24 protein-coding genes are annotated in these 26,188 nt (G+C 59.8%); 19 read left to right on the top strand and 5 right to left on the bottom strand.

All coding sequences use genetic code 11. The annotated features are described in order from the left end of the window. From rsxB to nth, 6 genes are read left to right on the top strand one after another with little or no spacing between them, the layout of a single operon-like run. Positions 1-609: an electron transport complex subunit RsxB gene (rsxB, locus tag ADS46_RS11890; protein WP_066320429.1), complete on the top strand. Its 609-nt coding sequence runs from the start codon at positions 1-3 to the stop codon at positions 607-609. Further along, complete coding sequence (rsxC, locus tag ADS46_RS11885; RefSeq protein WP_066320427.1) at positions 593-2,245, top strand: electron transport complex subunit RsxC; 1,653 nt, start codon at positions 593-595, stop codon at positions 2,243-2,245. The genes rsxB and rsxC overlap by 17 nt, the downstream gene beginning before the upstream one ends. Further along, the gene (locus ADS46_RS11880; protein WP_066320426.1) at positions 2,242-3,279 is read left to right on the top strand and encodes an RnfABCDGE type electron transport complex subunit D; all 1,038 of its coding nucleotides are present in this window, start codon (positions 2,242-2,244) and stop codon (positions 3,277-3,279) included. Before rsxC ends, ADS46_RS11880 begins: the two co-directional genes overlap by 4 nt. Further along, the gene (gene rsxG / locus ADS46_RS11875; protein ID WP_066320425.1) at positions 3,276-3,914 is read left to right on the top strand and encodes an electron transport complex subunit RsxG; all 639 of its coding nucleotides are present in this window, start codon (positions 3,276-3,278) and stop codon (positions 3,912-3,914) included. Before ADS46_RS11880 ends, rsxG begins: the two co-directional genes overlap by 4 nt. Further along, on the top strand, positions 3,911-4,612 hold the full coding sequence (locus tag ADS46_RS11870) for an electron transport complex subunit E (protein WP_066320424.1): 702 nt from the start codon (positions 3,911-3,913) through the stop codon (positions 4,610-4,612). Before rsxG ends, ADS46_RS11870 begins: the two co-directional genes overlap by 4 nt. A gap of 15 nt (positions 4,613-4,627) precedes the next feature. Further along, complete coding sequence (nth, locus tag ADS46_RS11865; protein WP_066320423.1) at positions 4,628-5,266, top strand: endonuclease III; 639 nt, start codon at positions 4,628-4,630, stop codon at positions 5,264-5,266. Here the strand turns inward: nth and ADS46_RS11860 are convergent, their stop codons facing one another. Next, entirely contained in the window at positions 5,267-6,358 is a 1,092-nt protein-coding gene (locus tag ADS46_RS11860) for a tRNA-queuosine alpha-mannosyltransferase domain-containing protein (RefSeq protein ID WP_066320422.1), read from the bottom strand. A gap of 201 nt (positions 6,359-6,559) precedes the next feature. Between ADS46_RS11860 and ADS46_RS11855 the strand changes: the two genes are divergently transcribed. The 4 genes from ADS46_RS11855 to ADS46_RS11840 are packed head-to-tail and all read left to right on the top strand — an operon-like array spanning position 6,560 to position 11,974. Continuing rightward, on the top strand, positions 6,560-6,934 hold the full coding sequence (locus ADS46_RS11855) for a response regulator transcription factor (protein ID WP_066320419.1): 375 nt from the start codon (positions 6,560-6,562) through the stop codon (positions 6,932-6,934). Beyond that, positions 6,931-8,994, top strand: coding sequence for a 3'-5' exonuclease (locus ADS46_RS11850; RefSeq protein WP_066320418.1), 2,064 nt, complete (start codon positions 6,931-6,933; stop codon positions 8,992-8,994). Before ADS46_RS11855 ends, ADS46_RS11850 begins: the two co-directional genes overlap by 4 nt. Beyond that, complete coding sequence (locus ADS46_RS11845; protein ID WP_066320416.1) at positions 8,991-9,200, top strand: hypothetical protein; 210 nt, start codon at positions 8,991-8,993, stop codon at positions 9,198-9,200. Before ADS46_RS11850 ends, ADS46_RS11845 begins: the two co-directional genes overlap by 4 nt. Before the next feature lie 2 nt (positions 9,201-9,202). Next, positions 9,203-11,974 carry a sensor histidine kinase gene (locus tag ADS46_RS11840; protein ID WP_066320413.1) on the top strand — a complete coding sequence of 924 codons (2,772 nt, stop codon included), beginning with the start codon at positions 9,203-9,205 and terminating at the stop codon, positions 11,972-11,974. 13 nt (positions 11,975-11,987) lie between these two features. Here ADS46_RS11840 and ADS46_RS11835 read toward each other — a convergent pair whose 3' ends face one another. The 3 genes from ADS46_RS11835 to ADS46_RS11825 are packed head-to-tail and all read right to left on the bottom strand — an operon-like array spanning position 11,988 to position 14,745. Then, positions 11,988-13,112 (bottom strand): DUF294 nucleotidyltransferase-like domain-containing protein, encoded by a 1,125-nt coding sequence (locus tag ADS46_RS11835; RefSeq protein WP_066320411.1) that lies wholly within the window; start codon positions 13,110-13,112, stop codon positions 11,988-11,990. A gap of 33 nt (positions 13,113-13,145) precedes the next feature. Beyond that, the gene (locus ADS46_RS11830) at positions 13,146-13,469 is read right to left on the bottom strand and encodes an HlyU family transcriptional regulator (RefSeq protein ID WP_066320410.1); all 324 of its coding nucleotides are present in this window, start codon (positions 13,467-13,469) and stop codon (positions 13,146-13,148) included. A 55-nt stretch (positions 13,470-13,524) separates the two neighbouring features. Then, positions 13,525-14,745: an argininosuccinate synthase gene (locus ADS46_RS11825; RefSeq protein ID WP_066320407.1), complete on the bottom strand. Its 1,221-nt coding sequence runs from the start codon at positions 14,743-14,745 to the stop codon at positions 13,525-13,527. A 192-nt stretch (positions 14,746-14,937) separates the two neighbouring features. Between ADS46_RS11825 and rnt the strand changes: the two genes are divergently transcribed. Then, entirely contained in the window at positions 14,938-15,606 is a 669-nt protein-coding gene (gene rnt, locus ADS46_RS11820) for a ribonuclease T (protein WP_066320406.1), read from the top strand. 83 nt (positions 15,607-15,689) lie between these two features. Beyond that, a complete protein-coding gene (locus ADS46_RS11815) occupies positions 15,690-16,949 on the top strand; it encodes a 6-phosphofructokinase (protein ID WP_066320403.1) in 1,260 nt (419 codons plus the stop codon). A 75-nt stretch (positions 16,950-17,024) separates the two neighbouring features. On the opposite strand, the gene ADS46_RS11810 is transcribed toward ADS46_RS11815, so the two are convergent. Then, on the bottom strand, positions 17,025-18,740 hold the full coding sequence (locus tag ADS46_RS11810; protein ID WP_066320660.1) for a bifunctional protein-serine/threonine kinase/phosphatase: 1,716 nt from the start codon (positions 18,738-18,740) through the stop codon (positions 17,025-17,027). Between the two features lie 255 nt (positions 18,741-18,995). Between ADS46_RS11810 and ppa the strand changes: the two genes are divergently transcribed. The 7 genes from ppa to fis all read left to right on the top strand — a co-directional run bounded on the left by ppa (position 18,996) and on the right by fis (position 26,182). Next, positions 18,996-19,526 carry an inorganic diphosphatase gene (ppa, locus tag ADS46_RS11805; RefSeq protein WP_066320401.1) on the top strand — a complete coding sequence of 177 codons (531 nt, stop codon included), beginning with the start codon at positions 18,996-18,998 and terminating at the stop codon, positions 19,524-19,526. Between the two features lie 154 nt (positions 19,527-19,680). After that, positions 19,681-21,606 (top strand): protein-disulfide reductase DsbD, encoded by a 1,926-nt coding sequence (gene dsbD / locus ADS46_RS11800; protein WP_066320400.1) that lies wholly within the window; start codon positions 19,681-19,683, stop codon positions 21,604-21,606. 259 nt (positions 21,607-21,865) lie between these two features. Further along, the gene (gene accB / locus ADS46_RS11795) at positions 21,866-22,339 is read left to right on the top strand and encodes an acetyl-CoA carboxylase biotin carboxyl carrier protein (protein WP_066320398.1); all 474 of its coding nucleotides are present in this window, start codon (positions 21,866-21,868) and stop codon (positions 22,337-22,339) included. A gap of 30 nt (positions 22,340-22,369) precedes the next feature. Then, the gene (accC, locus tag ADS46_RS11790) at positions 22,370-23,710 is read left to right on the top strand and encodes an acetyl-CoA carboxylase biotin carboxylase subunit (RefSeq protein ID WP_066320395.1); all 1,341 of its coding nucleotides are present in this window, start codon (positions 22,370-22,372) and stop codon (positions 23,708-23,710) included. A 71-nt stretch (positions 23,711-23,781) separates the two neighbouring features. Then, entirely contained in the window at positions 23,782-24,693 is a 912-nt protein-coding gene (gene prmA, locus ADS46_RS11785; RefSeq protein ID WP_066320658.1) for a 50S ribosomal protein L11 methyltransferase, read from the top strand. A gap of 110 nt (positions 24,694-24,803) precedes the next feature. Then, the gene (gene dusB, locus ADS46_RS11780) at positions 24,804-25,844 is read left to right on the top strand and encodes a tRNA dihydrouridine synthase DusB (RefSeq protein ID WP_066320393.1); all 1,041 of its coding nucleotides are present in this window, start codon (positions 24,804-24,806) and stop codon (positions 25,842-25,844) included. Beyond that, positions 25,841-26,182 (top strand): DNA-binding transcriptional regulator Fis, encoded by a 342-nt coding sequence (gene fis, locus ADS46_RS11775; RefSeq protein ID WP_066320391.1) that lies wholly within the window; start codon positions 25,841-25,843, stop codon positions 26,180-26,182. Before dusB ends, fis begins: the two co-directional genes overlap by 4 nt. Positions 26,183-26,188 lie beyond the last annotated feature (6 nt).

The following is a 26,188-nucleotide window of genomic DNA, read 5'->3' as shown; positions in this document are numbered from 1 at the left end:
ATGAGCGAGACATTTTCGATCATCAGCCTGCTCAGCGCTGTCGCTGTGCTCACCGCGCTAGGCGTGGGGTTTGGTGCCCTGCTGGGCGCCGTTAGCGAGCGTTTCAAGGGGGATGAATCCAGCCTGGTCGAGCAGATTGATACCCTGCTGCCGCAGACGCAGTGCGGACAATGTGGCTATCCTGGCTGCCGCCCCTACGCCGAAGCCATCAACCAGGGTGATGCCATCAACAAGTGCCCGCCCGGCGGCGAAGCCACCATTACTGCCCTCGCCGATCTGTTGGGCCGCACGCCCGAACCGCTGGATGGTGAAGCGCCGAGTGAGGATCTGGTGGCCTTCATCCGTGAAGATGAGTGCATTGGTTGTACCAAATGTATCCAGGCCTGCCCGGTGGACGCGATCATTGGCGCCGCCAAACAGATGCACACCGTTATCGAAGATGAGTGTACCGGCTGCGATCTATGCCTTGAGCCTTGCCCGGTCGATTGCATTGACATGCTGCCGCGGAGCACACCGTTGGCCCAATGGCAGCCTGTCACCTATCCATCCCAGGTGATTGCCAGCGACCGCCGCGCGTCAATGGAGATGCCTCATGGCACGCACCTTTGAGTTTCATGGCGGTGTCTATCCGCCCGAACGCAAACAGCGCTCCCAGGGTCCAGTGCGCCACGCAAGGTTGCCCGATCGCGTCGTGCTGCGCCTGGACCAGCACGCCGGTCGCCCTTCCTTCGCGACCGTCGTCGTGGGGGATAGCGTCAAGGTGGGCACGCCAATCGCCCGACGCGACGGCATGATTTCAGCCGCTTTGCACGCCAGCATCAGCGGCCAGATCACCCAGGTGGATCGCCATACCATCACCATCGACAGCGACGGCCTAGATACCTGGCAACGCTTGACGCCGCTTGAATGGCGTACCGCAAGCGCTGAGGAACTGATGACGCGCCTGGAACACAGCGGGGTGGTAGGGCTTGGCGGCGCGGGCTTTCCTACCCATATCAAGGCGCGCGTTGGCGAGCGCCAGCGTATCGATACCCTGGTGGTCAACGCTGCCGAATGTGAACCCTATATCACCGCGGACGACCTTACGCTGCAGCAGTACACCTCGGATGTGCTGGAAGGTGCCCAGCTCATCGCCTCGCTTTGTGGCGCCAAGCAGATCGTGGTCGGCATTGAAGATAACAAGCCCGGGGCGATAAGCGCCCTGCGTCAAGCGATGGCAGAAAGCCAACCGCTCATCGTTACCGTCAGCGTGATTGCCACCCGTTACCCCAGCGGCGGCGAGCGCCAGTTGATTAAAACACTGCTCGACCGCGACGTGCCCGACCAGGGGCTGCCCGCTGACGTAGGTGTGCTCTGCCAAAACCCCGGCACCCTGCTGGCAGCCCTGCGCTCGGTTCGCGATGGCGAACCGCTGGTTGAACGACTGGTAACCCTGACCGGTGAGGCCATCGCCGACCCGGGCAATCGTTGGGTGCGGATCGGCACGCCCATGGCCGACCTGCTCGACGAGGCGGGCCTGAATCGCGCAGCGCTTCATCAACTGATCGAGGGCGGCCCCATGATGGGCACGCCGCTTGCCGACCTTGAAGGCGTGGTGACCAAAACCACCAACTGCTTGATTGCTGCCACGCGCAAAGAACTACCGCCTGCGCCCCCCGAATCGCCCTGCATCCGTTGCGGCGCGTGTGAAGAGGTCTGCCCGGCCAATTTATTGCCCCAGCAGCTGCATTGGTACGCGCGCGCCAGGGACGATGCCAAACTGGCGCACTACCGGCTGTTCGACTGCATCGAGTGCAATGCCTGTAGCTACGTTTGCCCGAGCCATATTCCCCTGGTTGGCGATTATCGCCACGCTAAAACCCGGCTCCGCCACCAGCAGTTGGAAACCGCCAAGGCTGAACATGCCAAGCATCGCTTTGAGTGGCGCCAGGCGCGGATCGCCCGCGAGGAAGCAGAAAAGCAGGCGCGCCGACAGGCACGCCTTGCCAGGCAGTCGACTCAGCAGACCGATTCTCAGGGCGCCTCTCCTCATGCCGACCTGCGCAGTTTGCGGATCGCCCAAACCGCCGCCAAAGCCGCCGTCAGGAAGGCCGAGAAAAACCTCGCTCGGGCCGCCCAGCAAGACCCGCAACAGCCCCATGACGACCTCGAGACTCAACTGGCCACCGCCCAGGAAAATCTGCAGGCAGCCGAGGCACGCCTCGCAGAGGCTCGTGGCGCAGGCGAACCCCAAGAGACCCCATAAGTATGCTGCACGCGTCCCAGGTAGACGACCAACCCCGCTTAACGACAATGCCCAGCACCGGGGGCATCATGCGCTGGGTGATCATTGCCACCCTGCCCGGCCTTGCCACCATGACGTTTTTTTTCGGCCTGGGCGTGGTCAGCAATGTCGTTCTCGCCGCCGCTTTCGGGCTGGGGCTTGAGGCCCTTGTCTTGCGGCTGCGTCAGCGCAATTTGCGGCCGCTCAATGATGCCAGCGCGCTGCTCACCGGCGTACTGCTCGGCGCATCGTTACCCCCGGCCAGCCCCTGGTGGCTGATCGGTATCGGCATGGTCGCGGCCATCGTGGTCGCCAAGCACCTTTACGGCGGGCTGGGACACAACCCCTTCAATCCCGCCATGGTGGGCTATGCCCTGTTACTGGTGTCGTTTCCCACCTATATGACCCTATGGCCAACGCCCCAGTCGCTATGGCCCGCTTCGCTCGGCAGCCAAATCATGGGTAGCATTTCGCTTGAGCAGATCGACGGTTTAAGCGGCGCCACACCGCTGGACGCGTTCAAGCATAAAGCCGATGAGGTCACCGCCAGCCAATTCTGGGCTAACCCGCCGCTAACCCGTGGCACCCTCACTGCCTGGCAGTGGATCTCGGCTGCCTGGGCAGTGGGCGGCGCACTGCTGCTTGCCAGACGCCTGATCAGTTGGCATATCCCCGTTGCCATGCTTGGCAGCATGACGGCTGCCACCACGTTGCTTTACTTGTTGAATCCCGATAACGCCTCCTCGCCCTGGCTGCATCTGTTTACCGGCGCGACCCTGTTTGGCGCGTTTTTCATTGCCACCGACCCGGTGTCCGCGGCCACCAGCCAACGCGGCAAACTGATCTACGGCGCGGGAATCGGCCTGCTTGTCATCGTGATTCGCACCTGGGGCGGCTACCCCGATGCGGTGGCCTTTGCCGTGCTGCTGATGAACCTGTGCGTACCGCTGCTGGATATTTACACGGTGCCCGCCGCGACGGCCCCGCAATCCGCCACTGGCAGAGCACGTCCATGAGCACACTGAACGCCATGCAGCGCGGTGCACTGACGTTAGGTTTGTTTGCCTTGATCACGGCGGGCAGTGTCGCCACGCTGCGAGCATTGACGGCCGAGCGCATCGACGCGCACCAGCAAGCCTATGAACAACGCCAGCGCCAGGCCGTTCTGCCCGAGGCGCTTACCCAGCAGGCAACGGTATCGCCCATTTCGCTGCCCGATGCTGACCTGCTTGGCTACCCCGACGGGACGACCGGCTGGCAAGTGGCCAACGACCAGCATCGTGCCGTCGTGTTACCGGCCGTCACCCGGCGCGGCTATAACGGCGATATCCACCTACTCGTGAGTCTCGACGAGCAACAGCGTATCAGTGGGGTTCGCGTTACCCGGCATCAGGAAACCCCAGGCCTCGGCGACGACATCGAGCGTCGCCGTAGCGATTGGATCACTCACTTCGATGGCTTACGCCTGGACTCGCTAGCCGCCGAAGACTGGGCGGTACGAAAGGATGGCGGTCATTTTGATGCCTTTACCGGCGCCACCATTACGCCCCGCGCTGTGGTCGATGCTGTACACAGTGCCCTACAATATGCAGCCAGCCATGCACCCCTTGAAACCCCCCACAAGCGGCAAGCAGAGGAGCCAGAGCGATGAGCCAACTTGGCCAGCTTTCGCGTGAAGGACTGTGGTCAAACAACCCGGCGCTGGTTCAACTGCTGGGGCTATGTCCGTTATTGGCGGTCAGCGCCAGCGTGGTCAACGCATTGGGGCTGGCCATTGCCACCCTGGTCGTCATGGTCGGCGCCAGCACCACGGTATCGCTGATTCGTCATCAGGTACCCAGCGCCGTCCGCCTGCCTGCCTTCGTGATGATTATTGCCGCCTTTGTCACCTGCGCTGAGCTCCTCATGGCCGCCTACGCCTACCCGCTTTACCAGGTGCTGGGGATTTTTATTCCGCTGATTGTGACCAACTGCGCCATTCTAGGCCGGGCCGAGGCCTTTGCCTCGCGCCAGCCAGTATTACCTGCCGCCATTGATGGCCTGATGATGGGGCTCGGTTTTGGCGCTGTATTGGTGGTGTTAGGGGCATTACGCGAGCTGCTGGGCCAGGGGACGCTGTTCCGGGAAATGACGCTGTTGTTCGGCCCGATGGCCGACGGCTGGCGATTGACACTGGTCGATGACTATCAGTTTCTGTTTTTCGTGCTTCCCCCCGGCGCGTTTTTCGTCGCTGGGCTGCTGATCGCGCTGAAAAACAGCATTGACCAACGCCTTGAGGCAACGTCACAGCCCAAGACCGTTACACCCCGTGAACAGCGCCGCGTCCGCGTCACCGGTACGATTAAATAACCCAGAGACTGACCCATGAATGCCCAGAAGCGTCATGAAATTTTCGCCCGATTGCAGGCAGAAAACCCTCACCCAACGACTGAGCTCAACTGGCATACGCCTTTTGAGTTGCTTGCTGCGGTACTACTCTCCGCTCAGGCCACCGATGTCGGTGTCAACAAGGCAACTGCCCGTCTGTTTCCAGTCGCCAATACCCCGCAGGGCATTATCGATCTGGGTATCGATGGCCTGAAAACCCACATCAAGACCATCGGCTTGTACAACACCAAGGCCGAAAACCTGATGAAAACCTGCCATCAACTGGTGGAAAAGCATAATGGTGAAGTGCCCCAAACCCGCGCCGAGCTCGAGGCCTTGCCTGGCGTGGGACGCAAGACGGCCAACGTCATTTTGAATACGGCCTTCGGCCAACCGACCATGGCGGTGGATACCCACATTTTCCGGGTCGCCAACCGAACAGGCATTGCCAAGGGCAAGAATGTTGTCGAGGTGGAACAAAAGCTGTTGCGCCACGTCCCCAAGGATTTTCTAAAGGATGCCCACCACTGGCTGATCCTGCACGGCCGGTATACATGTATCGCCCGCAAGCCGCGATGCGGCAGCTGCATCATTGAAGATTTATGCGATTATAAAGACAAAACCGAGATTGCTTGATCAATCCAGCACGCCTTCCGTCAGCAGGGACGAATAGGCCGCCTGCCATGCTGGCCACTCCCATTGGGCCGTATTCAACGGCTCGGGCTGGTCTGTCGGTGTGGTGAGCCAGCGGTACAGCTGATCGTATAACCCACCTCGGGTGCCATCGTAACGATAGGCCTTGGGGTAAAGCGCCGGGAAGCAAAGGCGGTCAGGTACCAACGGTCGCGCCCCCCGCTGGGCCGCCTCCATGATCGCCAGCCCTTGAAACTCATGCCATGTAGTCGACACCACGATACCGGCTTTATCCAGTTCAGCCCGATAGCGCCCTTCCGGCAGCGGCCCCCAGGCGGTGATATGTGACGCAAGACGTTGCTCGGCCTCGGCAAAAATCGGCGGGACATGACGAAAGCGCTGCCCCACCACCGTAAGCTCGAAGGCCACCCCCTGGTTGCTCAGTTCAAAAAGCACTTCGAAAAAGTCCTCGGGGTTCTTGTCGTACTCCCAGCGGTGGTTCCACAGAATCCGCCGGGGATGACGCTGGCATTGATGCCTGCCATCAAGGGGCATGATCGGGACAGGCAGTATTCTGGCGCGTTGCCGCAGCGCCTCAAGGGGTTTCACCGCTGGCATATTCTCGGGCATTTTTTTCAAAAAGGCGCGGGCGCCATCGACAAAGGAATCGCGGTTATAGGCGGTATTAAAAACCACTGTGTCAGCCGCCAGGGCCGCATACAGATTGACCATTCTGCCTTCCACCGAGGAGTGCTGCGCTTCCGACACAGGGTAGGCAAACTGGTTCTCATGGAAATAGATGATCTTGTGTGCCTGGCCTAGCGAAGGGAACAAGCCAATTAACGTCGCCAGGTCCACCATCGAGGTTACCAGCACCACATCATACGGCCGACTCAGCGTTTCGTGCTCTTTAAACAGCCAGGTCAATGGGTTACCGCGAACGCGCCAGCGGAAATGGCGCGCTGGCAAGCGCAGTTGCGTCCACTCGACAGACTCGACGTGACGGATGACACTGTCAGCCCAGTAACGATGGCTGACAGCATCATAGGCGGATAGCAGTAAAACCCGCTTACGGCGATTCAAGGGAGCGTTCATTAGGGTCTCGTTGAGTAGCGTGGGGACAATTGTGTAATAATCGGGCGTTGCTTGTCATCACAGCCGCAGACTACCTATTGAACGTCCACAGTGACCGCTTTGTTACCAAGGTCGTCTTGGCGCAGCAGGCTCGCCTACCTACACTCTGGCTAATAATGGGGCAATAAGACGGCCCAACACCTTTAATCCAGGGAGAGCACAATGGCCAGAGTGCTTGTGGTCGATGACGAACCCAATATCCTCATCTCGCTTGAGTTTCTGATGCAGCAAGGGGGCTTCGAGGTCATGACGGCAGAAGACGGCGAGCAAGCGCTTGCGCATGTGCAACAAAGCAAGCCGGACCTCATCTTGCTGGACATCAGTTTGCCGGGCATCAGCGGGTTCGATGTACTGGAGCAGTTACGCCAGGCCCCCGGCACCGCAACACTCCCCATCATTATGCTGACCGCCCATGGCCGCGAAGTGGAGCGGGAAAAAGGCATGGCGCTGGGGGCTGATGATTACATCACCAAGCCCTTTTCTACCCAGGCGCTGGTCGAGAAAGTCAACGCACTGCTGACAGGAAACACCCCATGACGAGAGGTGGGCTGCCCAAACGCCAGCGACTGATTGGCCTGTGGCTTCTGCTTAGCGGCATCAGCCTGCTGGGCGGGGCTATTTTTGCTGCGTGGCTGGATGCTCAACTGGCGCCAAGTGGGGCGACACGAATCGCCTTATGGCTGGGCAGTTTCGCTGGTGGCGTCACGCTTTTCCTGGCGGGGTTGCTGCTTGAACGCATGCTGTTCACCCCACTGCGTCATTTACAGGTCCAACTGGCACGCCTGGTGGCCAACCCTGACGCCCGCGATGAGTACCCGCCCGAAGGCTGGCTGAAAGGCTTGGGGCCAGACCTGCAGCGGGTTCGCGAGAGCTGGCGGGAAGATCGTAGCCGACTGGCCACGGCACACACGGAAGGCGCACGCAGCGCCGCCAAGATTCGCCAGGAGCTTGAAACCTTGCTGCAGGTACTCGAGACGCCGCTGCTGCTGTGTGACCATCATCGCCGTGTCATGCTGTTCAATCAGGCCGCCGAGGATTTTTTTGTCGACCATACCGGCCTTGGCCTTGGCAAGCGTCTCGAAGCGCTTATCCCGGTCGCCAGCTTGCAGCAGGCGATCCGTCAGCTACCCGACGACGGCGCCCCCCGGGAGCTACTGGCCCCCTGCGAGAACCGCTGGCTCAAGGTCATTTTACGCCGCGTTCCCGGCAGCGACGGCGAAACGCTGTTGACGTTCAGCGACGCCACCGCCTCCTGGTCGAGTGAAATGGGCGTTAGAGCGGAGCTCGCCGACATGTTGACGCCGCTGCGCCAGCATACCGCCAGCCTGACCAGCGCCGCCGACGCGCTGATTCAGCTCAGGCATCAGGGCGACGTCGACACCTCGGCGCTGCGCCAGCGGTTCGAGCGCGTCATCCAGGAAGAAGGCGCCACCCTGGGCGATAACGTCGCCAGGATCGGTCAGCTTCTGGATGACATGCAGCATCAGGGGGAACGCCTGACGCCCATGTGGTCCAACGATTTCTGGCAGGCGCTGGACGAGCGCCTCGACCCCGAGCACCGCCTGATCACCCCGGTGGGTATGCCCGCCTGGTTCAAGGGCGACGCGCCGGCACTGATCGCGCTGTTCGATTCGCTGGTCAAGCACCTCAATGCGCACCTGCCCGACAGCGGCTTCGAGGGCGAAATGTGTTTGGGCAACAAGCGCGTCTATCTCGACCTTATCTGGCACGGCAAGGCGCTGCCGGAACACGAGCTGGCCGAATGGCGGCAGCAAACGCTGCCGTCACTGCCCCTGAGCCCGAGCGTCGCCGATGTGCTTCGCCAGCACGCCAGTGATATCTGGAGCCTGGGCGACGCAAACGGCACCCATGCCCGTTTGCGCCTTCCGCTACCCGCCATGGAGCGTGTCGGTGCCCCGCGGGAAACCGCTCCGCCGCGCCCTGAATTCCATGACTTCGGCATTGCCGACCTGCCGCCGCCCGACGAAGCCCTTGCCAGTCGTTCGCTGCGCAGCCTTGAGATCGTCGCCTTTGATACCGAAACCACCGGGCTTGAACTGCGTCGCGGTGACACAGTGATCAGTCTCGGTGCCTGCCGCGTGGTGAATGCAAAGCTGCTGGCAAGCGATGTCTTCGACCAGAAGGTCGACCCCAAACGGCCTATTCCGCTGGCCAGCACCGCCATCCACGGTCTTACCGATGCCGATGTGGCCGGTGCACCGCCGCTGGACATCGTCTTGCCCCGCTTTCGCGACTATGTGGGCGACGCCGTCATGCTGGCCCATAACGCCGCCTTTGACTTGCTGGCCATCAGCCATAAAGGTGTGACGTTCGACATCCCGGTAATCGATACCCTGCTGATTTCACGCGCCCTGGACGAAGCGCTGGATGGCCACGATCTGGACAGCCTTGCCCAGCGTTATGACCTGACGTTTCCACCGGGCACTCGCCACACGGCACTTGGCGATGCACGCGTCACCGCCGAGCTATGGTTGGCGCTGCTGCCGCGGCTGGAGGCAAGGGGTATCAATACCCTGGAGCAGCTGCTTGCCCTCCAGGCCAATGCCTTTGACCGAGAGGATGCCAGCGCCACATGAAATCGTCAGGCCTCAAATCGCGTAAAACCGAACGGCTGATGGCCCTGGTGGTCATTGCCCTGCTGCTGTTCTGCCCGCCCATGATCCTGGTAGTCGACCGCATCTCTGCTTCTCACATCGGCTGGCTGCCGCTGTACCTGTTCAGTACCTGGGCGATCGTGATCGGCCTGGCGGCTTGGCTCATGGAACACCGTGCGGGCCGCTGACCATGCGCACTGATCCGGTCATACTGGGTACCGCCTTTGGTTATCTGGCGCTGTTGTTTCTGGTCGCCGCCTGGGGCGACCGGCGCGCGGAACAGGGCCGTTCACTGATCGGCTCGCCCACGGTCTATGCCCTCTCCATCGCCGTCTACTGCACCGCCTGGACGTTCTACGGCAGCGTCGGGCGTGCCGCCGAGCATGGGCCCAGCTTTCTGCTCATTTATCTGGGGCCCACCCTTGCGATGCTGCTGTCGCCCTTTGTGATCCGCAAGATGGTGCGCATCGCGGCTCGCCAGCGGATCACCTCGATTGCCGATTTCATCAGTGCCCGCTACGGCAAAAGCAGCAGCCTTGGCGCCCTCGTTGCCTTGATGGCCCTGATCAGCATTACGCCCTATATCGCCTTGCAGTTAAAAGCCATTACCGTCAGCCATGCCGTGCTGATCAACTACCCCAATGCGGCAGATGCCACCCTGGTGGATGAACACTTCTGGATGGACAAGTCTCTCTGGGTCGCCCTGGTGCTCGCGGTCTTCATCATCCTGTTTGGTACCCGCCACCTGGATGCCAGCGAACGCCACGAAGGCATGGTGGCCGCCATTGCGCTTGAATCGATCGTCAAGCTGGTGGCCTTCATGGCCGTGGGCGTCTTCGTTGTCTTTGTGATGTTTGAGGGGCCCGCTGCGCTGTTTGACGAGGTAGCCGCCACGCCGGGCCTCGCCGACAGCATGCGCCTGGACAGCGTGCCCGGCGGTGCCACCGGCTGGGTGGGCATGCTGGTACTGGCCTTTCTGGCGTTCTTGACCCTGCCGCGTCAGTTTCAGGTCCTGGTGGTCGAAAATGTCGACGAGCAGCACCTCACCCGGGCAAGCTGGCTGTTCCCGCTGTATATGCTGCTGATCAATCTGTTCGTGATTCCCATTGCGCTGGCGGGACTGCTATTGGGCGTGAGTGCCGGCGACCCCGACAGCTTTGTGTTGACGCTGCCGCTGTCAGCCGGGCTTGAGGGCTTGCCCCTGCTGGTGTTTATTGGGGGCCTCTCGGCCGCCACCGGCATGGTCATCGTCGAGACGATCGCGCTTTCCACCATGGTCAGCAACCAGCTGGTCATGCCGCTGCTGTTACGCTCACGACGCCTGCACCTGAGCACCAAGGGCGAGCTGGCGGGCTGGCTGCTGGGCATCCGCCGGGTGGCCATTGTGCTCATTCTGCTTCTCGGCTACCTCTACCACGCGCTGATTGGCGATTCCTATAGCCTGGTCACCATTGGTCTGGTGTCCTTTGCCGGCGCGGCTCAGTTTGCCCCGGCGCTGCTCATCGGCCTTTACTGGCGAGGCGCTACCCGCCAAGGCGCCGCTGCAGGGTTAATCGCAGGTTTCATGGTCTGGTGCTATACGCTGCTGCTGCCGGGGTTTGCCCAGTCCGGCTGGCTGGATGCCGCGCTGCTCACCGACGGGCCCTGGGGCATCGACTGGCTGATGCCCTACGCGCTGTTCGGCCTGGAAGACTGGGATATTTACAGCCATTCACTGCTCTGGAGCATGCTGGCCAACGTGGGACTGTTGGTGGGTGTTTCGCTATTTACCCGCCCCACGCCCCTTGAACAGACCCAGGCCGCGCTTTTCACCGAAGCGATGCACCCCAACCTGCAATCGGCAGCGCTATGGCGTGGGCAAACGACGCAGGGGGCGCTTAACGAATTGCTCATTCGCTACCTTGGCGACCAGGCAACACGGCGCGTCTTCCGTCAAGGCCGCTTTGACAATGGCTTCACGGCGGATGAGCCCGCCAACGCCGAGCTGATCACCCGCGCCGAACAGGCACTTGCCGGGTCGCTGGGCAGTGCCTCTGCCCGGGTGCTGATCAATTCGGTGGTACGCGGTGAAGCGCTGGATATCGAGTCGATTCTGAGCATTCTGGATACCACCTCGCAAACCCTCGAGTACAACCGCCGCCTGGAGCAGAAGTCCCAAGAGTTGGCGCAAATCGGCGAAGAGTTACGCGGTGCCAATGAACGGCTGCGCGAGCTGGACCGCTTGAAAGATGAGTTTGTCGCCATGGTCAGCCATGAACTACGCACACCGCTCACCTCGATCCGCGCCTTTGCGGAAATTCTGCGTGATAACAGCGAGCTGCCCGACGAAAAGCGCCAGCACTTTCTGGGCGTCATCGTTCATGAAAGCCAGCGACTATCCCGCCTGATAGAAGAGATTCTGGACCTGGCCCGACTGGAAAGCGGCCGCTTGACGCTCAACCCGGTGCCGCTAGACTTGGCGGCGCTGGCGCGGCACAGCGTCGATGCCATTGCACACCTGCATCAGGAACGCGGGATCAAGCTTGAGATGAGTATCGAGGCTGACCCGGCCATGGTGATCGGCGACCAGGACCGCCTGGAACAGGTGATCATCAATCTGCTCGATAACGCGGGCAAATTTGCCGATCGCCATCAGCCCATGGTGCGCCTGAGCCTATACCGTCACCGCCATCATTTCCGCTTAAGCGTGGAAGATAACGGCGCAGGGATTAGCGTCGATGAGCGCGAGCGGGTATTCGAAAAATTTCACCAGATACAGCAGGACGGCGATATCCCCCACGGTCGCCCCAAGGGAAGCGGGCTCGGGCTACCCATCAGCCGGGGCATTATTGCCCATCTGGGGGGACGTCTCTGGGTGGAAGATGCCCAGACCCTGGGCGGCGCCTGCCTGACACTGGAGCTGCCGCCCGCCCCTGAGCATCCAACGACCACCGACTCATCCGCCCCACCATCGCTATCATAAGCACGACACCTGGCTAGGCGGCGCGTGCCTGTTGTACAAACGCCTTGATCTGCTGGAGGTCAAACTTTAAAAGCAACCGCTCATCGTCGCGCAGACGTTGCATATCAACCCAACCGTCAGCGGCGTGGCCGTGCGCCTTGTTGTATCGCTGCTGATCCAGCAACCGCTGCTGGAGGCGCTCAAAGGCCGCCACCAGGAGCGCTGATTGCGCCGCTGACAGCTCGCCTGCCTGGTCAAGCGCCACCAGTCGCGCTCGGGTGGACATTTCAGGGCACCGGTGGCGCACACACATCAGGCGTGCGGCGCTTATCAGTGGCAACAGCCCCTGCTGTTTCAGATTGACGGCCTGATGATGGGGGGCCGCAAGACCGGGACTTGACGTGACCCGCCCGAAGCGGTCCAGCGCCACCGGCAGCTCGTCAAGCAATGCGGCCATCTCGTGCATGAACAGGGACGCCTTGGGCAAGGTCGACGCGATGCTTTCAGCCAGTCGTTCCGCCAGCGCCGAATTGCCCGCAACCGGTGCAAAATCAAGCAGAATATTGGTCTGCTGTACCCGTTTTACCCGCCGGTCGGCACTCCAGATTGACAGCTGGGTGCGCCACTCGCTCAACCGCTTACGCCACATCGGCCAGCGTGCCATTACGTGACCTCGGCACAGTGGTATACCCGCCTCGTCCAGACGCTGGGTAAACCGCTCGCCTAATGCTTGAAAGTAGCCGTCGATCTCGACGTGGCGGTGATCGGGGTAGTCGTCAATGATCAGCGCATTGTCCTGGTCGGGACCCAGTAGACTCTCATAGCGCGCGGCAGAGCCCAACAGCAGTACGCAGTAGTCGACCGGCGGTTCCCCCCAGCCTTGGGCGCGCATTTCGTCGAGCGATAGCGAAATCGCCTGACGGTAAAGCATGGCGTTATGGTCACTGATCACCTCACTGATGCGCCAGGCTGGCAGGTCGTAGTGAACCAGTGATTCAGCCAGGGACAGCTGCCACGCATGCACATCGGCTAACGAGGTAAACGGCGAAGAGAGATGGGTGGAAAGGTGACTCAACGGCGCGGTGAGCGCCGATAGCTTGAGCGTCCCGTCATCAGTAAACAGGGAGCGCCAGGGTGAGGCTTGGTGGACAACCCGCATACGCCTCTCCTTAACGTTACAGCCGCCTCTCCGTCACCGGCCGCCTTCGTGGCGCGGATCGGGCTTGAACATGTCATCGCCCACTTCATCGATGTAGCGCTGGGCTTTGGTGATCATCATGGCGTCGCAGGCGTCTCGGCTGGGCAGCATATCCGAGCGTTCAAAGCGGTGCTCAAGCGCCTCTCCCTCACCCTGGGGCCGAGTGATCAAACCGCTCACCCGATACTGGCCGCTCTGGTTATCGGGCTGAGAAGTGATCATGTAGCCTTTGTATTCGACGGGGTCGGCCGATTGAGTGTTGCCCTTGGCGCCTTCCTGGCCGCCACCCAGCAACCCCGAGAGTAGTTTTTTTAACATTTTGTCTCCTCGCGTCCGGCAGGCGGCAAGTCATGCTTGCCGCCCAACCAGCCCGTTAGCTCTGTTGACGCCCTTTACCCGCCGCAATCCGCAGACGCAGCGCGTTCAGCTTGATAAAGCCTTCGGCATCTTTCTGGTCGTAGGCACCGGCATCGTCTTCAAAGGTGGCAATCGACTCATCAAACAGCGACTGCTCTGACTGACGGCCCACCACGATGGCATTACCCTTGTAGAGCTTCATGCGCACGACGCCGGAGACGTTATGCTGGGTTTCATCGATCGCTGCCTGCAGCATGCGACGCTCGGGGCTCCACCAGTAGCCGTTGTAGATGACTTCGGCGTATTTCGGCATCAACTGGTCTTTAAGATGCGCTTCTTCGCGGTCCAGGGTCAATGACTCGATCGCCCGGTGGGCGCGCAGCATGATGCTGCCCCCTGGGGTTTCGTAGCAGCCACGCGACTTCATGCCCACATAGCGGTTCTCAACGATATCCAGACGGCCGATGCCGTTATCGCCACCCAGCTTATTGAGCTTTTCAAGCACTTCATGGGGTTTGAGGGCTTCACCGTCGATCGCCACGATATCGCCTTTCTCGAACGTGAGTTCCACGTAAGTCGGCTTATCGGGCGCCGCTTCCGGCGAGACACTCCAGCGCCACATGTCTTCTTCGGCTTCCGCCCAAGGGTCTTCCAGAATGCCGCCTTCATAAGAAATATGCAGCAGGTTGGCATCCATGGAATAAGGCGATTTTTTCTTTTTACTGGAAAAGTCGACGGGGATATTGTGCTCTTCGCAGTAGGCCATCAGTTTTTCGCGTGATGTCAGATCCCACTCACGCCACGGCGCGATCACTTTCACACCTGGCTTCAAGGCATAGCCGCCCAGCTCAAAGCGAACCTGGTCGTTGCCTTTGCCGGTCGCACCGTGGGAAATGGCATCGGCACCGGTCTCGTTGGCGATATCGATCAAGCGCTTGGCAATCAACGGGCGGGCGATGGAAGTACCCAGCAGGTATTCGCCTTCGTAGATGGTGTTGGCACGAAACATCGGGTAGACGAAGTCACGCACAAACTCTTCGCGCAGGTCTTCGATATAGATTTCTTTGACGCCCAACGCCTCTGCCTTGGCACGCGCAGGCTCAACCTCTTCGCCTTGACCGATGTCGGCGGTAAACGTCACTACCTCGCAGTTGTAGGTTTCTTGCAACCACTTAACGATAACGGATGTGTCCAGGCCGCCTGAATATGCCAGCACAACCTTTTTGACATCGGACATTCTTGACTCCTTTTCTGAACGAGTGCGCGCCAGACTCGCTAATCGGGGAATGGCTCACGCTGAAAAACACCAGCCTCCAAGTATAGCGTTCTCAGTGCTCAGCGAATACCGCCAACGACGCCTTAACAGGAAACTGCTAGAATCACCCCACGAAAAGCGCTAACCGATTACTCGCAGACTAAGGAGAGCTGCATGAGCGAGGCGATTGCCCGCGAATTAATGGCCCAACGTTTTCGCAGTTACCTGCCCGTTGTCGTTGATTTGGAGACCGGCGGCTTCAATGCACAAGGCGACGCCTTGCTGGAAATTGCTGCCGTTACCCTGACAATGGACCCAGAAGGCAACCTTTTGCCCGATGCCACTCATGCCTACCATATTCAGCCGTTTGAGGGGGCCAACGTTGAGCAGTCCGCGCTGGACTTCACCGGCATCAACCTGGATGACCCCTTACGTCAGCAGGTCGCGCTGAGTGAGGAAGAAGCCCTGGGCGAGATTTTTCGGCCTATCCGCAAGTCGATTAAAGCCCATGGCTGTTCGCGGGCGATCCTGGTCGGCCATAACGCGGCGTTCGATCATGGTTTTTTAAACGCGGCCGCCAACCGTTGCGGTGTCAAGCGCAACCCCTTCCACCCTTTTTCCAGCTTCGACACAGCGACCCTGGCGGGGTTGGTCTACGGCCAGACCGTTCTGGCACGCGCCTGCCAGGCAGCGGGTATCGAATTTGATAACAAAGCGGCTCACTCGGCGCGCTACGATACCGAACGCACAGCCGAACTGTTCTGCGCCATGGTCAACCGCTACAAGGATTTAGGCGGCTGGCAACTGGCCCAGCGCGAACAGGCCCTGGATAGCGGCGACTAGCCGTATGCAGGCCTTAACGCTTTACGCTAAACTTCGCCCACTTATCATTACGCCTTCCGACTTTCAGGAGATGAGACGTTTCCATGGCTCAGTATAATGCCTTTTACGCCCAATCAGGCGGTGTTACCGCCGTGATCAATGCCAGTGCTTGCGGCGTCATCGAAGCTTGCCGTCAAGCCCCCGACCAGATCGGCAAGGTCTATGCCGGTCATAACGGCATTATTGGAGCCCTGACGGAAGACCTCATCGATGTCACCCAGGAAAGCGATGAAGCCATCGCGGCCTTGCGCTACACGCCGGGGGGCGCGTTTGGCTCTTGCCGCTACAAGCTCAAGGATATCGATACCCACCGCGCCCAGTACGAGCGCCTGATCGAGGTCTTCAAGGCCCACGATATCCGCTACTTCTTTTATAATGGCGGCGGTGACAGCGCGGATACCTGTCTGAAAGTGTCCCAGCTTTCCGAAAAACTGGGCTATCCACTGACGGCCATTCATGTGCCCAAAACCGTCGATAACGACCTGCCGATTACCGACAACAGCCCTGGCTTTGGCAGCGTGGCGAAGTACATCGCCACCTCTACCCGTGAGACGTCGCTGGATATCGCCTCGATGTGCGCCACATCAACCAAGGTGTTTGTGCTTGAAGTGATGGGTCGCCACGCTGGCTGGATCGCGGCGGCAGGCGGGTTAGCCGGTGAAGGCGCTGGTGAGCCCCCTCACCTGATCGTATTCCCGGAAATTCCGTTCAACCGCAAAGCGGTCATGGAAAGGGTCGAGCAAAGCGTCAAGCAGAATGGTTACTGCGTGATCGTGGTGTCGGAAGGGGCGCGCTATGAAGACGGCACTTTCCTGGCCGATGCGGGCAACACCGATGCTTTCGGTCACCGTCAACTGGGCGGCGTTGCCCCCACGCTGGCCGGTATGATCAAGCAGGACCTGGGCTATAAATACCACTGGGCGGTTGCAGATTACCTTCAACGCGCCGCCCGTCACCTGGCGTCCAAGACCGACGTCGAGCAGGCCTACGCGGTCGGTCGTGAAGCGGTGACGCTGGCGCTGGCGGGCAAGAACGCCATGATGCCCGCCATTCGCCGGATTTCTCAGTCGCCCTATCAGTGGGATGTCATCTCTGCGCCGCTGTCCCAGGTGGCGAACCAGGAGAAGTTCATGCCCCGGGATTTCATCAGCGAAGAAGGCTTCGACATTACCGACACCTGCCGCGACTACCTCTCGCCGTTGATTCAGGGAGAAGACTTCCCTCCCTTTGAAAATGGCCTGCCCAAAGTGGCCAAGCTGAAACTGGCCAAGGTAGAACGCAAGCTGCCTGTGTTCACGCTCTAGGCGTTTACTGCGTCGCCGCTACCCATAGCCCAGGCTCGTCCCGCGACGCCTGGGCTTGTTTATCCAATGGAACCGTTAACGCAACAGCCACGACAGCACCAGCAACAGCAGCAGAATACCGGCGACTCCCTGCCAGAAGTGGCGCGGCTCCTTGCGCTCTTTATCCTCCGCTGCCCGTTTACCCAAGGGCAACCGCAGGGCATGCAGAAACTCCGATAACCGCCTGAAACGCAGGGCTCGCTGGGGGTCCAGGGCGCGCCGCAGGGCCTCGTCGAGCTCTGGCGATATTTCCGGGTTGGTGGTGCGTGCGTTGCGGTAGGTCAAGCCTTCCAGATCGGTATGGCTGCGCAGCCGATTAGGCGTCAGGTTGTAGGGCAGCTCGCCGGTCAACAGCCAATAGACGGTCGATGCCAAGGAGTATTGGTCACTGCGCCGCCCGACACTGTCCCCCAGGGCATACTCCGGGGCGGTGTGCTCGTTGAAGCCCACCTGCCTCAACAGTTCGGCCGAGTGGCGATGGCCGTCAACCTCGCGCATATGGCAGGCGCTGAAGTCGGTAAGCACGACCTTGCCGTGGGGGTCGATCAGGATATTATCGGGGTTGATTTGTTGGTGGATGATTTCGCGGTGGTGCAAGGCCTGAACGGCTTTGCCCAGCTGATTGGCGATATCCAGCCGCTGGGACAGACTTGCCTGGGGATGGCGCTCGGCCCAGTGACGCAGCGTCTCGCCTTCAATGTGCTGCATCAGATAATAGAGGTAACGCCGCGGCCGCGACGGCTCGACAACCTTGACCACGAACGGCGAATTGACCCGTTCCACCACCCACTGCTGGAGCAGAAAGTGCTCTAGATAGGCATTGCGCAACGAAAGCTCGGGGCTCGGCGCCTTCATGACCATTTCCCGCTCGGAGTAGACATCGCGGACACGGTAGATACGTGATTGGGCGGTACGCGACAACACTGCCAGCACCTCCAGGCCATCCAGCCTGGCACCGGGTGCCAGTTCCGGCGGTATCGGCAGCTCGCCGTATAACTGACCGGGATGATCGCTGCTTTCTTCAGGCAGCTCATCGATGCGCACCAACTGGAAACAGAATTGGTCACCGCCATAGCCGCGTTCCTGAGCCCGCTGTTTCGCTTCATTGGCGAGACGCTCACAGGCCGCATCCAGATCGCTGGCATCCTGGCGGATCAGCCGCACGTAGTCAGACGGCAGCAAGGTGCCCCCCACAGCCTGGGTGGTAAACAGGAACAGATCGCCCTGCTTCATGGGTAGATGGGTGTAGTCAATGTCCAGACTGCCATCCATTCCCAGCGCCCGGGATGGATAGCGGTAGCCCCCCAGGTCCGTGACGTGATCACGCGTCAGCTGTTCGAACTCGGCGCCTCGCAGACGGAACACCAGGGTGTCCCCCATGTGGAACAGGTGGGCATCGCGTTCACGGAATATCAAGGCCGACAGCGATGACACGAAGCTGCCGTTCTGCACATGCTGGCTCTGGCCATAACACCAGCTATTGAGCGCTCTAAGCACGCGCGTCGCCGACGTCTTGACGTCCCAATGATCAGGCGTGGAAAAATAATCGGCTAAAAAGCCCCGTACGCTCAAATCTCCCGCCTGCTTGGCCAGGGTATTGCGCGCCAGTGAGTCGCTAATGACTGCGCAACCTCCTTTTGCCTTGAGCAACGGCGGTTCGGGGAAGCGTACCGACATGGAGCTGCGGTGCAGACGCCGGTCCGGGGCAACAAATGCCTGACCGTAACTGATCAGCAATTGGGCATGAGCCAAATCATCCTCCTGAGCATACAGCATTGGCAACTGACATCACTGTCTAGAAACTCCTATGATACACGCTGGCGATACTGAACGATGCTCGCCAAACGTCGTGACGTCGTAAAGCAGACCGAGCAGCACGATCGCGAAACGCTTTGTCGTCGCAACACCTATGTCGCATTGGTAATCTTGCGGCCATGTTCGTATAATCCGGTGCTATTCATACAGCAACTTCGATTGCCTAGCCATTGTACGACCAAGGAATTAACGATGAACTTCGACAACATCCCCGCTGGTAAGGATCTGCCCAACGACCTGTATGTGGCGATTGAAATTCCTGCCAATCATGCGCCGATCAAATACGAGATCGATAAAGACATGGGGGCCCTGCTGGTCGACCGCTTTATGGCCACGCCCATGTTCTACCCGGCCAACTACGGTTTTATTCCCCACACCTTGGCCGACGATGGCGACCCGTTGGATGCACTGGTCGTCACGCCGCATCCGGTCCAGCCCGGCAGCATCATCCGTGCACGCCCGGTCGGCATCCTGAACATGACCGATGAAGCCGGTGAAGACGCCAAGCTGGTATGCGTTCCGCACCCCAAGCTCAGCTCGCTCTATGACGACGTTCAGGAAGTCACCGACCTGCCCGAACTGCTGCGTCAGCAGATCGCCCACTTCTTCGAAAACTACAAAGATCTCGAAAAAGGCAAATGGGTTAAAGTCGAGTCCTGGGAAGGCGTAGACGCGGCACGCAAGGCCATTGAAAAATCGGCGGCGGCTTACCACAAAGCCTGAGCAGTTCCGCGCAGTGATTAATGGGGCCACCTTCGGGTGGCCCCGTTTCGTTGGCGCTCAGTATTTTTCCTGACGCCCGGCGCCAACCGTTACCGGCGCGCCATCTTGCGTTATGCTAGCGGCCTGATATGACGTTATCGACCAAGGATACATTTTGCATACGATTCGACGTTTAGGGCTCTTGTGTCTGCTCGGCACGCTACCGCTATTGGCCCAGGCGCAGTGGTTTTCCTCAAGCGATCAGAACGACGACTTTCTACCCGTCCTGGAAGCCTTTCAACCCACCGCCTGGCATGACGGTGACACCCTCTTCGTAGGCATTGAGGCCGCTGACGGGTATTACCTCTACCGGCACCAGTTTGCCGTGGAGAGCCTGACGAACCTGGCTCGCCTGGGCGAGCCAGAACTGCCCGAGGGCACCTTCACCAATGATGAATTCATGGGTGACGTCTATATTTTCCGCGACCGGATGGTCATGGAAGTGCCGCTGGAAAGTGACTTTTCAGGTCCGCTGGATATCGACTTTACCTTCCAGGGCTGCGCCGATGCCGGGCTGTGTTACCCACCGGAAACCGTCGCGCTGCAGGCTACCGAAAGCCAACCGCCGCGCGCGTACGCCGACTGGGAGGCCAGGGCGGATACTGACGAGACACCTGCCTCATCGCCGATGGAAGCGGCGGATGACGCCACCGACACGGCAGCACCTGCCGACGTGTCCGCGGCAGTGAATGACAATGCCACACGCCCTGGCGCGCCGCAGAGCGAGGACAGCCGTTTCAGCCAACTGATGACCGACGCCAGCCTACCGTTGGCGCTGGGACTTTTCTTCCTGGCAGGCATCGGGCTGACATTCACGCCCTGCGTATTACCGATGGTGCCCATTCTGTCTTCAATCATCATCGGTCAACAGCCCTCGCGCCCTCGTGCCTTCATACTGTCGGCCAGCTATGTGCTCGGCATGGCCGTTACCTATGCGGCGGTCGGCGTGCTGATGGGGCTATTCGGGGCCGGTCTCAATCTCCAGGCACAGTTGCAGTCTGCCCCGGTACTGATCACCTTTGCCATTCTGTTCAGCGTGTTTGGCCTGGCCATGCTCGGCGCCTTTGACCTGCGCCTGTCGCCACGTCTGGCGCAGCGCATCGACGCCTGGCAGGCACGGGCGCAGCGCAGCGGCCCGGCAGGGTTGGCACTGGCAGGCGCACTGTCGGTACTGGTGGTGTCTCCCTGTGTAACGGCGCCCCTGGCCGGGGCGCTGGTGATCATTTCCACCACCGGCGATGCATTCACTGGCGGCGCCATGCTGTTTGCGCTGGGCATGGGAATGGGTGTTCCGCTCCTGTTGGTGGGCACCTTCGGTGCAACATCACTGCCGCGTTCCGGCCCTTGGCTAAACGGGGTCAAAATCGCTTTTGGGCTGTTGCTGTTTGGGGTGGCCATCTGGATGGTAGAACGTCTGGTGGCTCCGCCGGTTGCCTTGCTTCTCTGGGCAGCACTTGCTATCGGTACCGCCCTGACCCTGGGCGCCTTGCAAACCAATACGCCATCGGGCTGGGCTAAAGCGCGTCAAACACTGGGCCTTATCCTTTTGACCTGGGGCATCGCCCTTACCCTTGGCGCTGCCTTGGGCTCGCATGATCCCCTGCGCCCGCTAAACTTCCAAACGGCCAATAAAAACGACGCTTCAGCACCATTGGCTTTTCAGCGTTTGGACAACTTGCCGGCACTCAACAGCGCCATCGACACAGCCAAGGCAGAGGGTAACCCGGTCTTCGTTCATTTTACGGCTGACTGGTGCATCGCATGTCGCCAGCTGGAACGCGACGTCTACACGAACCCCGCTGTCATCGAGCAACTTTCCGGCTTTGAGCGCATTGCCGTCGATGTCACCGAAACCAATGCGCAAAGTCGCGAACTGTTGAACCGCTACCAGCTATTCGGCCCACCCAGCCTGCTCTTTTTCCAGAATGGCCAGGAGGTCCGCGAAGCACGCATCCAGGGCGATATCAACGCCGCTGACTTCGCCCGGCACCTGCGCGAACTGGCACGTTGGGAAGAGAGCCGCCAGACGGGCCAAGGTTAGATATTGAGGCGTCCTGTCGCGAATGTCGTCAAACGATTGTTTGGAAATAGCGCTATGTGCCAAGCATGCGGTAGCTGGACATCGATAACGTTTTTCGGCAAACTTCGCCACCATATTGATTGATTTTCTGCTTTTTGAAGCAGTATAAAAGGGTAACGTTCGTTATCATGCGGCGTTCTCTTCATTTTAACATTTGGTTTACTGCGCTATTGACGCGCGGTGAGCACACCACTCTTAACGATAGTGATGGGGCTAGGTAATGGATATCCGTAAAGTCAAAAAACTGATTGAACTGCTTGAAGAGTCCAATATTAGCGAGATTGAAATCCAGGAAGGCGAAGAGTCGGTACGCATCAGTCGGCATCCCAATGGTGCGACGTGGCATCCGCAGTCCATGCCCCAGTACGCTCAGCATGCCCCTCAACAGGCGCCTGCCGCGCCCGCTGCCAACACTGCTCCGGCGCCCGAAGAGGATGCCGCTCCGGGCACCAGCTATCGCGGTGAAGCCATCAACTCACCGATGGTCGGCACCTTCTATCGCAGTCCCGCGCCCGGCGCCAAATCCTTTGTGGAAGTTGGCGATACGGTCAAGCAAGGCGATACGGTGTGTATCGTGGAAGCCATGAAGATGATGAACCAAATCGAAGCCGACCGTGACGGCGTGGTGGAAGCCATTCTGGTAGAAGACGGTGAGCCGGTGGAATTCGATCAGCCAATGATCGTCATCGCTTAATCCTTCATTTCAATACGGGTGGACTCTCCCATGCTCGACAAGGTACTTATCGCCAACCGCGGCGAGATTGCTCTACGTATCCTCCGGGCCTGTAAAGAGCTAGGCATTAAAACCGTGGCGGTTCATTCAAAGGCGGACCGCGAACTCATGCATGTACGCCTAGCCGATGAGGCGGTATGTATCGGTCCGGCCTCCTCTGCTCAGTCCTATCTTAATATTCCGGCCTTGATCAGCGCCGCGGAAGTGACCGATTCCAGCGCCATTCATCCCGGCTATGGCTTTTTATCCGAAAACGCCAACTTTGCCGAACAGGTAGAACGCTCGGGCTTTACGTTTATCGGCCCCCGCGCAGAAACCATTCGCCTGATGGGCGATAAAGTCAGCGCCATTGAATCAATGAAAGCGGCTGGCGTCCCCACAGTTCCAGGCTCGGATGGCCCGCTTGGCGACGATGATGAAACCAATCTCGCGACTGCCCGGCGCATCGGCTATCCGGTTATCATCAAGGCGGCAGCCGGTGGTGGCGGGCGTGGCATGCGCGTTGTGCATGCCGAGGGCCACTTGCTTTCCGCGATTACCGTCACCCGCACCGAGGCCCACTCCTCGTTTGGCGATGGTACCGTCTACATGGAGAAGTTTCTCGAAAATCCCCGCCACGTGGAAGTTCAGGTACTCGCCGACGGCCAGGGTAATGCCATCCACCTCTTTGACCGGGACTGCTCGCTCCAGCGTCGCCACCAGAAAGTCCTCGAGGAAGCACCGGCTCCCGGCATCGACCCTGAAGCGCGCGCCAAGGTGCTGGAAGCGTGCCGCCAGGCATGCGTGGAAATCAACTACCGGGGCGCAGGTACCTTCGAGTTCCTCTACGAAGACGGCAACTTCTTTTTTATTGAGATGAATACCCGCGTCCAGGTGGAGCATCCGGTCACCGAGATGGTAACCGGCGTGGATATTGTCAAGGAACAGCTACGCATTGCCTCGGGCATGCCGCTGACGATCCGCCAGGAAGACGTCGTACTGAACGGCCACTCGTTCGAATGCCGTATCAACGCCGAAGACGCGCGCACCTTCATGCCCTCACCCGGCAAGGTAAGCCTTTACCACGCGCCGGGCGGCCTCGGGGTACGCATGGACTCCCACATGTATACCGGCTATACCGTACCGCCCCATTACGACTCGCTGATCGGCAAGCTGATCACCTGGGGAGAGGACCGTGAAATTGCCCTCACCCGTATGCGCAACGCACTGGATGAACTATTGGTCGAAGGCATCAAAACCAACATTGACCTGCAAAAAGACTTGGTGCGCGACAGCTACTTCCGCCAGGGTGGCGTCAATATCCACTACCTCGAAAAGAAACTCAGCAGCTAAGCCACGCTGAGATTGATGATCACGGGATGGCCATCGTCATCCCGCTTTTTTTGCTGCTGCGGAGATCCGGAATGCCCTGGCTTCAACTCAAAGCGCACGTCCCGCCCGAGCAGGCAGAGCTGCTGGAAGAGTTGCTCCTTGAAGAAGGCGCGACAGCGATTGGGCTTCAAGACGCCCATGACGACCCGGTCTTCGAGCCTGAACGCGGCACAACGCCTTTATGGCAGGACACTGTCGTCACCGGCCTATACGATGATCTCGAGGGCATCGACGCCATGCTGGCGCGTATCGAAGCCGCCTGGTCGGAACAGGTAACGGACGAACCCTGCCCGAGCATTGACTACGAGCTACTCGCGGATCGCGATTGGGAACGCGAGTGGATGAAAGACTTTACCCCCCTGCGCATGGGAGAAAGGCTCTGGATTGTGCCAAGCTGGCATGAACCGCCCGAATCCGATGCCGTCAACCTGATCCTCGACCCGGGCCTGGCGTTTGGCACGGGGACCCACCCGACCACTGCATTGTGTCTTGAATGGCTCGATGGCCTGGCCGTCAGCGGTCAACTCGCCGGCCAGTCTGTACTCGACATCGGCTGTGGTTCGGGCATTCTGGCCATTGCCGCATTAAAGCTCGGCGCGGCCCATGCCGATGGTACCGATATTGACCCTCAGGCGCTGCAAGCCAGCCGCGAAAACGCAGAGCGTAACCAGATTGATGAAACGGCCCTGACCCTTTGTTATCCCGAGCAGCTCGCCAAAAGCCGCTATCCGATTGTCACCGCCAACATTCTGGCGGGTCCGCTGATCGAGCTGGCACCAACGATTGCAGGTCACGTTGCGCCCGGCGGTTGCATTGCCCTTTCGGGCATTCTGGCCAACCAGGCTGATGACGTCATGCAGGCTTATCAACAAGAGGGGCTGAGCATGGATACGCCTGTCATGCAGGAAGGCTGGGTACGCCTGACCGGACAACGTATCGCTTAATACGTCGATTACGACCCTGGCCGCCTTCACCCCGCCGTCGAGTAAGCGTATCATACGCCACCTCGGGCGACCTGACGGTCGTTAACCGCACCATCAAAGCGTCAACTGCCATGACCCTATCGACATTGCCACCGCTCAAGATTGGCCCCTACACCCTGCCGAACCGGGTCATATTAGCGCCCATGGCGGGTGTGACCGATCGCCCTTTCCGTCAGTTGTGTCGGCAACTGGGAGCAGGCTGGGTGGTTGGCGAAATGGTCACTGCCGACCCGAGCCTGTGGCACACACGCAAATCGAAGCTGCGCATGGACCATCGCGGCGAACCTGATCCAAGAGTTGTGCAAATTGCCGGGGGCGACGCCGAGATGCTCGCCCAGGCAGCCCGGCTCAATGCCGATCTTGGCGCACAGGTGATCGATATCAACATGGGCTGCCCGGCCAAGAAAGTCTGCAACAAGGCAGCAGGCTCTGCCTTGCTTCGCGATGAAAAACTGGTTGGCGAGATTCTGGATGCCGTAGTCAACGCCGTCGACATCCCCGTTACCCTGAAAATTCGCACCGGCTGGAGCGCTGACACGAATAATGGTGTCCGTATTGCGCGCCTTGCCGAGGAAGCTGGCATTCAATCGCTAGCGGTTCATGGCCGACACCGCGAGCAGCGCTATACTGGATGGGCGGAGTACGACACCATCGCCGATATAAAATCACGACTGAGCATTCCGGTGATTGCCAATGGGGACATCACGACCCCGGAAAAAGCGGCAGACGTGCTGCGCTATACGCAAGCAGACGCCGTCATGGTAGGACGGGGCGCTCAGGGAAATCCCTGGATTTTTGATCAGATTCAGTACTTTCTGGAACATGGTGAGCACCGCGCTCAGCCCAGCCTGGAAGAGCGGCGTAGTGTGCTCATTGCTCATCTAAGCGCTCTGCATAGCTTTTATGGCGACACCATGGGCGTGCGCATTGCGCGTAAGCACCTGGGCTGGTATCTGGGCGAAGATGCCCGTTTTACTCCCGCTCAGCGGCGTGATTTAAAGCAACAATTTAACGGATTATCCTCTGACGAAACACAAGTTAATTGGATCAATGACGCCATGGCACCCGATGCCATCAAGCGTCTGCTAGCCAAAGGAAGCTATGCAGCATGACCGAACGCGATCTTGATCTTGTTTCCAGCGACAGTGCCCCCGATAGCCATACCCCGCTCAACGGGACGCTGGCAGACTCCGACGCCAGTATGCCCGCGCAGCCACTGCGCGAGTGCGTGGAAACCGCGATGCGTCGCTACTTCGAGCATCTCGATGGCAGTCAGGCAACCGACCTGTACGCCATGGTGATGGCCGAAGTAGAGGCGCCACTGCTCGCCTGCGTGCTTGAGCACACCGAGGGCAACCAGACCCGCGCAGCGGATGTACTGGGCCTCAATCGCGGCACGCTGCGCAAGAAACTGAAGCTTTATGGACTTATTGAAGGTGACACCCCATAGCCTTGG

Source organism: Halomonas sp. G11, from assembly GCF_001663515.1.
In the GTDB taxonomy this organism is placed as follows: domain Bacteria; phylum Pseudomonadota; class Gammaproteobacteria; order Pseudomonadales; family Halomonadaceae; genus Vreelandella.
The sequence above is the reverse complement of the archived record's forward strand: the minus strand, read 5'-3'. Positions and strand labels throughout refer to the sequence as shown.